The sequence below is a fragment of the uncultured Cyclobacterium sp. genome, from assembly GCF_963976465.1.
Lineage (GTDB): Bacteria > Bacteroidota > Bacteroidia > Cytophagales > Cyclobacteriaceae > Cyclobacterium.
The window spans coordinates 1-8,112 of record NZ_CAXBOC010000239.1; the positions used below are offsets into that span (position 1 = coordinate 1).

General features: G+C 38.1%; 6 protein-coding genes. 1 reads left to right on the forward strand and 5 read right to left on the reverse strand.

The features are described 5' to 3' along the window. Positions 1 to 332 precede the first annotated feature (332 nt). A complete protein-coding gene (locus tag AAC037_RS13875; RefSeq protein WP_339903545.1) occupies positions 333 to 1,610 on the forward strand; it encodes a polysaccharide pyruvyl transferase family protein in 1,278 nt (425 codons plus the stop codon). A 249-nt stretch (positions 1,611 to 1,859) separates the two neighbouring features. On the opposite strand, the gene AAC037_RS13880 is transcribed toward AAC037_RS13875, so the two are convergent. The 5 genes from AAC037_RS13880 to AAC037_RS13900 form a co-directional block, all read right to left on the reverse strand. Then, positions 1,860 to 2,060, reverse strand: a complete 201-nt coding sequence (locus AAC037_RS13880) for a helix-turn-helix transcriptional regulator (RefSeq protein ID WP_339903546.1) — start codon at positions 2,058 to 2,060, stop codon at positions 1,860 to 1,862. Then, positions 2,057 to 2,464: a hypothetical protein gene (locus AAC037_RS13885; protein WP_339903547.1), complete on the reverse strand. Its 408-nt coding sequence runs from the start codon at positions 2,462 to 2,464 to the stop codon at positions 2,057 to 2,059. The genes AAC037_RS13880 and AAC037_RS13885 overlap by 4 nt, the downstream gene beginning before the upstream one ends. A 417-nt stretch (positions 2,465 to 2,881) precedes the next feature. Then, positions 2,882 to 4,543, reverse strand: a complete 1,662-nt coding sequence (locus tag AAC037_RS13890) for a RagB/SusD family nutrient uptake outer membrane protein (RefSeq protein WP_339903548.1) — start codon at positions 4,541 to 4,543, stop codon at positions 2,882 to 2,884. Then, positions 4,540 to 4,722, reverse strand: coding sequence for a hypothetical protein (locus tag AAC037_RS13895; RefSeq protein ID WP_339903549.1), 183 nt, complete (start codon positions 4,720 to 4,722; stop codon positions 4,540 to 4,542). Before AAC037_RS13895 ends, AAC037_RS13890 begins: the two co-directional genes overlap by 4 nt. 24 nt (positions 4,723 to 4,746) lie before the next feature. Beyond that, on the reverse strand, positions 4,747 to 7,869 hold the full coding sequence (locus AAC037_RS13900; protein WP_339903550.1) for a SusC/RagA family TonB-linked outer membrane protein: 3,123 nt from the start codon (positions 7,867 to 7,869) through the stop codon (positions 4,747 to 4,749). Between the last annotated feature and the right edge of the window lie 243 nt (positions 7,870 to 8,112).

Below are 8,112 nucleotides of genomic sequence, written 5' to 3' on the forward strand. Positions count from 1 at the left end.
TTTTCTATATTTATAATCTGAGTAAATACTTCCTAGATATGCCTACCTGATAAATTACAGTTTTTATTAAGTTTATTTCCAATCTTTTAGTTCTAAATTGGCAATAATAAAATCATTTCGGTATTTTAACTTACAATATTGAATAGTACTACGATAAGGTGCTAATTCGAATTTTATTCAGGTGCTTTAACCCTGATTTCAACCTGCATTAGGCAAGCCGGTTTATTCATAGTAATGCTGTGTATCAACTATTAATATGCTGATATTTTTGCGATTGCACTCATCTCAAACCCTAACTAATTGGGTTTTATATCTGGTCTCAAATAAGAAAAATGGAAAGAAGAAATGCTTTAAAAAATATTGGTGTCTTGTCCTCAGGGATGTTGATTACCGGAATCATCAATGCCCTAGGAAAAAGCAGCTCCGTGAATTCTACCAAAACGATCCTATTGGTTTCTGGTTGGCAGGATGTAAATATAGGAGACATCGCCCATACTCCGGGATTGATTCATGTTTTGAAAACATTTCTTCCTGACTATAAAATCATCTTGTGGAAAAAATCCCGCGGGGAAAAAGTAAAGGCGCTCCTCAAAAAAAACTTTCCGGATGTGAAAATTATCTACGGATCAGTTGCTAAAGATGGGACTGTGGAGGAAAAAGAGGTATTGAATGCTATAAATACCGCAGATATTATGATTCATGGTTCAGGTCCCTCTGTGGTAGGACAGGATTGCCTGGAAGTATGGATGAAGTATACTTCTAAGCCCTTTGGTATTTTTGGAACGACGATTCAGTCCATTTCTCTCTCTCTTAAAAGGGTGCTGAATGCCTCTCATTTTATATTCACCAGAGAAACAGCCTCCTTACAAGTTTTGGAGCAACACGGTCTTTCAGGGAACCTTATTTCTTTTGCTCCTGATGCTACCTTTTTCTTTAATCTCAGGGATGAGAAAAAAGGGCTTTCATTTTTAGAGGAACATCATTTGAAGGAAAAGGAATTTATATGTGTTATCCCCAGGTTAAGGTACACTCCTTATCACAAGATCAAGAAAGTCGATTGGTCTGCGGAGAAAATCAGAGAAGTGGAAACGACGAATGAGAAGTACAAAGAAGTGGACCATGGCAAATTGAGAATGGCCATGATTGAATGGGTTAGACAAACAGGAAAAAAGGTATTGGTTTGTCCTGAGATGACCTACCAGGTTGATATAATGGATGAGCTGTTGATTGATCCACTACCTGGGGATGTCAAAGCAAAGGTTATCAAACGGGAATATTGGTTGCCGGATGAGGCGGCATCCATTTATGCCAGAGCACATTCAGTGCTTAGTTTTGAATGCCATTCTCCTATTATTGCAGCAGCCAATGGTACGCCGATGTTCTATTTAAGACAGCCTGAAGATACAATTAAGGGACAGATGTATTATGACCTTGGCTTGGCAGATTGGGTGTTTGAAATAGAAGAATCGGAAGGGGAACAAATAGCTTCCAAACTGATGGAAATTTGGAAGGATTACAAGGGTGCAGAGGGCAAATTGGCTGAGGCCATGGATAAAGTAGACACCATTTATAAAGTTGCTTCCAAGCAAATCGAAACAGTAACTATTTAATCGAGTAATCGGCGTTATTCCTAAGGCCAAAGAAGTCGTTTAAATCAGCTGGGAAGGGATTCTTTCACCAGCTGATTCAACTTGAAAAATGAAATAGGTCTTCTGCTATTTTCTGAAATCGATTCAAAATCAGCCACTTCCTTGCTGTTTTTAATATGGGTACTATGGTAAAATCTCAAAACAGCAGATTTTATTCTGGTAGTAACCCTTTCTAAGCTAGCTCTTGAAATCCTATTGCATTATTCGTTTTCAATCTTCTCTTTCATCATCAAATATTTCTTCGATTGTGCAATCAAAAAGTTTGGCAATGCGGAAGGCAAGTGGGAGGCTAGGATCAAATTTCCCCTTTTCTATGGCATTGATGGTTTGACGGGATACAGCCAAGCTGTCTGCTAGATCTGCTTGTGTCCAATTTTTTTGAGCACGTAGGACTTTCAGGTTATTTTTCATTGGTATCTCTTTTTACCTATTGCAATGGCAACCATATAAGTGAGACTAATGGCAATGACCAAAAATGAAATTTCAGCATCGAAAGGAATTAAATTGGTATTGTCCATAAGGTTAAATGAAATTCCTCCAAATACCCCTACTCCTAATGCAATGCCCATGGCTTCCAGTTGGATTTGTTTTTGCAATTCATCAAGAGATTTAAGAAATCGAATGTTTGCCATTAACACGCCTCCGGCGAAAAACAGATTGACCAAAAAGCCTATCCAAGTAAATAGGGGATTTTCATCCCACAAAAATGGGTGTCCAAAGGTTACCAAAGCGAGGGTAATTAACCAAAAACTTGTCCAAACTGCTAAATTTTTGGTGATCTGTTTGCGATTATTATTCCAATTTTGAGTTTCCATATTCTAATTATTTTGTAAAATAAACTTTACACAAAGGTAAGTGTAATTTTCATAATGTCAAGGTTATTTTACATTTAGTTTTTATATTATAAAAATGCCGAAAATAAAAGAGGGTATTTAATAACCTGAGATTGACTTATAATTATGAAAAAAATGTCATCAGTAGTTTGAGAGAGTAGAGGAAGCATTGGGAATTCCTATAAAAAAAGAGACTGCTTCACCATTACCTACTAATAAGGCTTCTCAGTGACCATGTAGCCGTTTTCGAAGGCAATTTAAATCGACTGGGGTTAGTTGTAATTTTGGGAAAGCATTCATTTTATTTGGTTGGGAAATTAAAATAGGAGCCTGCATTTAATAAAAAAGCCCGGCTAACTTAGAAGTTACCGGGCTTTTATCTTATAGGTATCTCAAATTTTACTGACTTGAGCTTTCTTCGATAGTAGTCAGTGGTGGTACATTGTTCTCATAACCTGCATACCCTTTGTTTTGGTTAATTATTCCTTGCGTATTACTATTTATAGCAGGAGCAGGAATAGGCCAAAGAACATGGTAAGGGCTATAAGTATAGGTGTCCCCGTGTCTGGTAAAGACCCCTTTATTGTAATAATCTGTAACAGACATAATTCTATCATATAAAAAGTTGTCTTCAGAAAAATTATCCAAGGAATAGGTTTTTCCGTTATAAGCTTCTTTACCCGTACTAGCAAAAATAAATGCCATTCTTGTGAGTTCCGTTTTTCTAGGCTCTTCATAATACAATTCCCTGGCTCTTTCATCTAGGATTGTTCCTATATTCATTTTTTCAGGCCCATAAGGAGCTGCACCTGCACGAGTTCTTACGGCGTTCAGGTCATTGGCAGCATTAGCTAAATCTCCTTTCCAAACATAAGCTTCGGCTCTTAGAAGGTAAGTTTCGGCCAACCTAAAAATATACCAATCACTATGTCCACCTGCTGGTCGGATATTTTGAGGTTCTGGGATAAATAGTTTATAGTGTGGCCAAGAAAACCAACTTCTAATGGTATCCACCACCAGTACTGTCCCTTCCTCATTTCTAAATTGTAGAGGTTCCCCATAGTAATCATCAACTCCTTTTAAATCCGGGTTGTTGTACACCATATCTGTCATGTCCATCCAATTTCCAGGGGCATGCCTCAGGTCATTTTCATCATCCCAGATCATGCTTTGATGATACCAAGTCCCTCTTAATCTTCCTATACCCCTTCCATATTTACTGACTTGGTCTATTTCGATTCCGGGTTGGTCAATTGTTCCTCGGTTACCATTAGGGGTGTTTATATTGGTTATCCAAAACGGAACACCTTGACGCATCGAAGACATGCCTCCCGAATTTCCTTCAGTATCGATCCTATCCATCACCATTAAAATGGCTTCAGTATTTACGTTGGCTGATTTGTTCTCAGGACGATGCAGGTCCCAAATTAAATTTTTGTCAGGATCATTTCCTGTAGAACCAAATCTATCCGTCATTAAAGCATGGGTACCTCCATCAATTAATCTGGAAGCCGAGGCAATTGCGTCATCAAACTCACCTAAGGCAAGGTTTACTTTAGTAAGAAGGTGCTGAATGGCTCCTTTGGGAACTTGACCTTTATCCATTATTGCGGGTACCCAAGGTTCCGCCCACTCTAAATCTTCCTTGATTTTGCGAAGGATTACTTCTCTTTTGGTAGAATAAAAATCCAACCTTGGTTCAAGTATTTCTTCAAGAATTAATGGCACATCTCCAAATTGATTGGTAAGCCTATAGTATCTTAAGGCCCTATGAAAATAGGCAGTACCTAAAATATGATTTCTTTCATCTTCTGATTCATAATCTGTGGGATCATCAATTCTAGAAATGACGGTATTGGCATATTTGATACCTTTAAATCCTTCATACCAATACCAGCCAATTCTATTGTAATTCGCTGAATTAAGGTTAGCATCAGGGGTTATCAGAAGATTCATGTCCTGGGCAGGCCCGGATTTATCTGTAGTACCTTCCACAGCCACCTCGGTAAAGATATGCTCGGTCAGGATCGGAGGACCATCCCCTGTATATTCATGTCTCATGTTTCGTTCACATGCCACCAAGGCACTCCAAAGCCCACTGGAAGAATTGAATGTTCAGGTGCGTAAAAAGATAGGGGTTTTGGTTCGAGCCAACCCTCATCACAGGAACTTGTGCCAAGCATTAAACCAGTGGCCATAAGCCCTAGGTAAAATTTCAGTTTTTTTATTTTTAGATTCATAATTTCAGTCGTTAATAGTAGGTTTTACAAAGTTAAATCAATTCCAAGGGTAAAAATTCTTGGTGTGGGTCCGGCTGATTCAGGATCCCAAAAATTAAACTCTGTAGCATAAAAACCTACATTTCTCACATTCATATAAAATCGTAGGTTTTCTATTTTAGCCCTCTCCACAATCTCACGAGGGACTGTATAAGCTAAGGAAATATTCTCTAGACGAACAAAAGACCTACTTTGATACACATTAAAGCCACCTGCTCCTCCTTCACTTGAATAAAGTCTCGCCCATTCATTATTTGGGTTTTCCTCTGTCCAATAGGGCAGAATATAAGAGTTAGATCGGTCAAGAAATCCCTGCCTATTCTTTCTTTGGTTGAAAGTACCCATATGCCCTAAATAGGCATACATCATAAAGGAAACATCAAAGTTTTTCCAAACTTTAAATTCATTTCTTAAACTCCATCTGGAGCGGGGTTCAGTAAAGCCTAAAAATTGTCTATCTGCATTGGTATAAAGACCATCTTCATTTACATCTTCAATCTTAAAATCTCCGGGTTTCACGCCATAATCTGCCGCTTGGTCAGCTTCAGGGGTTTGCCAAATTCCATCTGTTTTATAATCCCATATTGCATCTATTGGATGATCAATAAACCAACGGTTTCCAATATCATCTAACTCTTCTCCATTTTCGTCTAAATCTCCATAAAGACTAACGATCTTGTTGCGGTTCATCTGGAAATTGAGGTTTGCTCTCCAGGTAAGGTTTGATCTTTGTAATAACTGGCTATTTAAACTTACTTCAAAACCACGGTTTCTTACTTCCCCTAAATTGTCATATACAAAATTAAAACCAAGTATATCTGGGAGAGACCTTTGAACCAATAGGTCTGTCGTAGACATGTCATAGACTTCTATAGTACCGTCTAAAATGCTATTGAACAAAGAAAAGTCAAGCCCAAGATTTGTGGAGGTGGTCTTCTCCCATTTTAAATTGGAGTTCTGCATCGTGTTTACATACAATTGACTCACAAAATACAATTCTCCACTAGGTCTTTGGTAAAAATACTTTCCGGTTTGTAAATCTGAAAGAGCGGCATACCTACCGATATCTCTGTTACCATTGACACCCCAGGAAGCCCTTAATTTACCGTAGTCTAGCCATGGGATATTTACAAAGTCTTCATCCGTAAATACCCAGCCAAAAGCCGCCGAGGTGAAAGTAGCCCTAGGGTTACTTTGACCAAAGGCAGAATATCCATCTCTCCTTACTGAAAGCGTAGTGATATATTTATCAGATAAAGTATAAATTAACCTGCCCATAAGCGCATCTGCTGTATGGTATTGGTCATTACTGGAAATAATAGCATTGATACCAGCACCAATGTTATGATAACCTAGTCGGTCATGAGGTTCAAAACCCACATTGGTCATAGTATTGTCCCAACTTTGAAATTTTTCTGCGTTGGCAAGAAGGGTAACATCAAAATTGTGCTTGTTGTTAAAGTTTTTATTCCAGCTTAAGATGTTATCTACTTGCCAGAAATAAACTTTTCTTTGTTGCCTGCTTGCTCTGCCACCCATGTTTTCAAAGCTCTGATGGGCTGCCATCTCATGGTTGTATCGTTCGTAAAATTCATACCGAGGAGTGAAATTCGTTCTGAACTTTATTCCGAAGGGCAATTCTATTGCGGCAAACAAAGTAGCATTGATTGTGGTTTCTTTTTGTAACCTGTCTGTATATTGGGGTGTATAATAGGGGTGTCTCCCACCACTTCCTTCTTCATTTGGCATAAACCTGAGACTCTCTCCATCTTCTAAAAATGGCTCGGCCCAAGGAGATAAGTTTGTCATGTCTCCCCAGTTGACAGGTATTTGACTCTCATCTCTATCCGCAAACTGAGTGTTCATCCCCACTGTTAGCCAGTCATTCACATTCCCTTCGATATTGAATCTACTCCGGATAGTGGTAAACTTGTCACCTACTATAATTCCTTCATTATCAAGGTATCCCATGGACCAGTAATATTTGAAATTTTCGTTTCTAGCGGAAAGACTAACCGTATGATCTTGCCTCAATCCATTTTGAAACATCATATTGTACCAATTGACACTTTCTCCTAATTTATAATTGGCAATTTCAAGAGGTTGCATGTTCAATCGTTGTAACCAAACAGTTTCCGGATCTCCTTCCGAACCATCATAGGCCAGCCATGTGTCCAAAGAAATGTTATCCGGTAGCGTGTTGGGGTTGGAAAATCTATAAGGCTCAAAACCTCCTGCATTAATACTTTCCATTACATCCTGTCTCCAATCCAAGAATCCTTGAGGGCCATAAACAGGTTCATTTTTAGCCATGGTAGCCAACCCCCAGTTGGAAATAATTTTTATTTGGGTTTTACCTAAAGCCCCCTTTTTTGTATTAATTAAAACGACGCCATTAGCTGCTTTTGCGCCAAATACAGCTGCTGAACTTGCATCTTTTAAAACATCTATGCTTTCAATGTCATTGGGATTGATGTCCGATAGCTGTCCATAATAAATGGCTCCGTCCAATACTAAAAGAGGACTTGATCCTGCATTTAAAGAGGTTCTTCCACGAACCTCTAGACTTCCGCCTCCTTTTGCTGAAGTACTTAAACCTACATTTAGTCCGGCAATATTTCCTCTGAGCACATCCTGAATAGAATTCGGATTTTCATTTTCAAGTTTAGAGGCTGTTACGGAGGATACTGCACCGGTGAGGTCTCTCTTTCTAGCTGTACCATATCCGATAACTACTACTTCATCCAAAGATGCAGTGTCCATTACCAAGGTAATATTGATCTCAGATTGGTTGCCAACGGCAACAGTTTGAGACTCAAAGCCAACATAAGAAAAAGTCAATTGACCATCTTCCGGGGCATTGATGGTATAAGTTCCATCTATATCCGTTACAGTACCGGAACCTTGCCCTTCAATTAAAACAGTCACACCGGGGATTCCCTCACCAGTCTCGTCCGTAACACGTCCTGTGATCGTGACATCCGCCTCTATTTCACTTTTGGTTAGCGCTGCAGTATGCCCTACGGCAGTGTACAGTAATAAAAAACAGAGTAACAGAATTTTTAATTCTGATATTCTGAAAAATTGATTTTGTAATAAGTTTTTCATCTTTTTTGGGTTAGAGTTAAAAGAAAATTTTTCTTAGAGATATAGAATTTCATGTATTAATTCTATATATTATTCAATTATAATAAAACTAAATTGATTATGCAATCGGTTTCATTTCTTATTAAAATGATATACGTAACCAATTGATAAAAATAAATTCTGAGATTTAATAATATTTAAGAATATTACCTATTTTTTCACTAATAAAATAGTTTTGTATGTATTAATAAATAAAGATATTTA

What these genes read in the sequence shown, in the direction of transcription:
- AAC037_RS13875 (WP_339903545.1), top strand. Translation starts at nt 333, where the DNA reads ATGGAAAGAAGAAATGCTTTAAAAAATATTGGTGTCTTGTCCTCAGGG.
- AAC037_RS13880 (WP_339903546.1), bottom strand. Translation starts at nt 2,060, where the DNA reads ATGAAAAATAACCTGAAAGTCCTACGTGCTCAAAAAAATTGGACACAA.
- AAC037_RS13885 (WP_339903547.1), bottom strand. Translation starts at nt 2,464, where the DNA reads ATGGAAACTCAAAATTGGAATAATAATCGCAAACAGATCACCAAAAAT.
- AAC037_RS13890 (WP_339903548.1), bottom strand. Translation starts at nt 4,543, where the DNA reads ATGAGACATGAATATACAGGGGATGGTCCTCCGATCCTGACCGAGCAT.
- AAC037_RS13895 (WP_339903549.1), bottom strand. Translation starts at nt 4,722, where the DNA reads ATGAATCTAAAAATAAAAAAACTGAAATTTTACCTAGGGCTTATGGCC.
- AAC037_RS13900 (WP_339903550.1), bottom strand. Translation starts at nt 7,869, where the DNA reads ATGAAAAACTTATTACAAAATCAATTTTTCAGAATATCAGAATTAAAA.